Origin of the sequence: Gilliamella sp. B2785, from assembly GCF_026537005.1 — a bacterium.
GTDB lineage: Bacteria > Pseudomonadota > Gammaproteobacteria > Enterobacterales > Orbaceae > Gilliamella > Gilliamella apicola_E.
On the sequence record NZ_JAFNNC010000017.1, the window covers coordinates 1 to 1967 of the forward strand.

A 1967-nucleotide genomic window follows, 5' to 3' on the forward strand; every position below is an offset into this window, starting at 1 on the left:
CTTCTTCAAGACCAATTGAGTTGCCTACTGCCGGTGAGAGTTTTGCTGATATTGGTATGCTGGTTCCCACTGATACTAATTCAGTCGCTTTAAGTTCTCTTATCGGTCCTCCTTATAATTATTGGGGGGATGATGATGGTGATTCTGGTGTTACAGCTACAGGTTCTTTAAGTTTATCTATCGTTGATAAATACAATCAAGCTGTATCACGTAGTACTGTGCTAACGGTTTGTAACGCACCTTATCGTGTTAGATTATCCAGTACTATCGGTACATTAACTACTCGTTATGGGGTTCCTAATCGTAGTGATTTCAGTGGTGGTATTGTGAATTATTACATTAATCCTAAGGTTACACCTGTGGTTTGTTTTGCCAGACCTAATACGGTGTTCGCTTCAGGTCCTTATGCTGGGCCGGCCTCGATGTGGGACCCTTATGATGGTTTTATTCCTCAGTCAACTGGTCCATCCTCTTACGGTAGAAACTTTCCTACTACTGGTGCTAACAATCTGTACTTTGATTTACTCATTGGTGGTGTTAATCAACCTTTGTATTGGTCTCTTGTTTCTCGTGGTGGTATCACTGCTACCATGACTAATTCTACTGCTACAAGCGTACGCGTTACTTTAATTGGTCCTTACGCTACTACATCCCAGCATAGTTCATCTAGTCCTGACAGTGTTTCTACTCCTTCTCTGCCTCAGACATTCGAGTTGGTTGGTCGTGACAATAATGGTAATCCAGTTATTAAATATGGTTTTACTTTGAAGCAGTGGTTTGTTCATCGTGGTGCGAAGAGGGACAATTATTCTAATATTTTATCTTGGTGTGATAGTATTGGTTATCGTCTTGTTAAGGTAAAGGATTTAACCAACGCTTCTCTTTCATCTAGTGTAGTTATCCCTGGCGCCACTCCTTCCTCACCTGGTAATCATATTATGCGTCATATAGGTTCTGGCTTTTTTACGGAGTGGGGCACTATGCCCCAGTATTCTGGTGCTGGCTTCCTCGATGGTTATTACTTGACTAGCGACCAGTATAATAGTGGTCACCAGTTTAGCGTGCGTACAATCTACGGTGATGCGAGGTCGAGCAACAACGACTACGGGCTTTGTGCCTATCCTTAGTATTTATTTCTTCGACCTTAATTCTTAGGGTAGGGTGGGGAAAGATAATATTAAGTTACTAAAAGTAAGCTGACTCTCAATGTTGCTGAGCTATAAAAAAGCGATTTTGTGGCTTAGCAATACGGAGCACCGAGTGCGATGGTTCAAGATTTTAATTTTAAAGGCGTAATATAAAATGAGTATTGAAGACAAAATAGCGTTAAGTAAAACCTCGGTTCAGTTTATTGCTGAAGGTAATTTTTTAAAGCGTTATCATCAATCATTATCTATGATTGAGCAATTATTGGGTTTAAACTTAAAGGCAAGGTATATAAAAAAAATAGACCAAATTATCATTAGCGGACGATTTCCTACCAGTGCTACTACTAAACTCTATTCCAATGCCAGCCCTAATTTAAAGGGGGATGAGCTAATAGGTGATTATAATTTAAATTCGTCGAAGTCCGGCTCCCAGCGTATATTTTTCACTATCGCTTATTCTTTTATGCAATTAAGTGGAATTCTGCAAATTTTTGCGCGATCGTTTTTTCGATTCTCTTCTTCTTGCCATTTATTTCGGTGGATTCATTTAGGTTTAGTTGTTTCGTTTCCTTTTTCCAGTCATGCATTGACTTCACAGACTACAACAAATCATATTGAGGGTAGTGCGCCGTATTTAACCTTAGACGCAGGATACACACGTATAATAAGCACAACAAACGGTTTGCTTGGGATTACTTTATCTAATGGCTCAAAATACACACCTTCAAACAACCCTTCATCTTCTTCAAGACCAATTGAGTTGCCTACTGCCGGTGAGAGTTTTGCTGATATTGGTATGCTGGTTCCCACTGATACTAA

General features: G+C 39.8%; 2 protein-coding genes. Both read left to right on the forward strand.

The genetic code is table 11. The features are described from left to right. A partial coding sequence (locus J3U24_RS11465) for a hypothetical protein (protein ID WP_267337867.1) occupies nt 1-1127 on the forward strand: 1127 nt, incomplete at its 5' end. Between the two features lie 175 nt (nt 1128-1302). Next, a partial coding sequence (locus J3U24_RS11470; RefSeq protein WP_267337868.1) for a hypothetical protein occupies nt 1303-1967 on the forward strand: 665 nt, incomplete at its 3' end.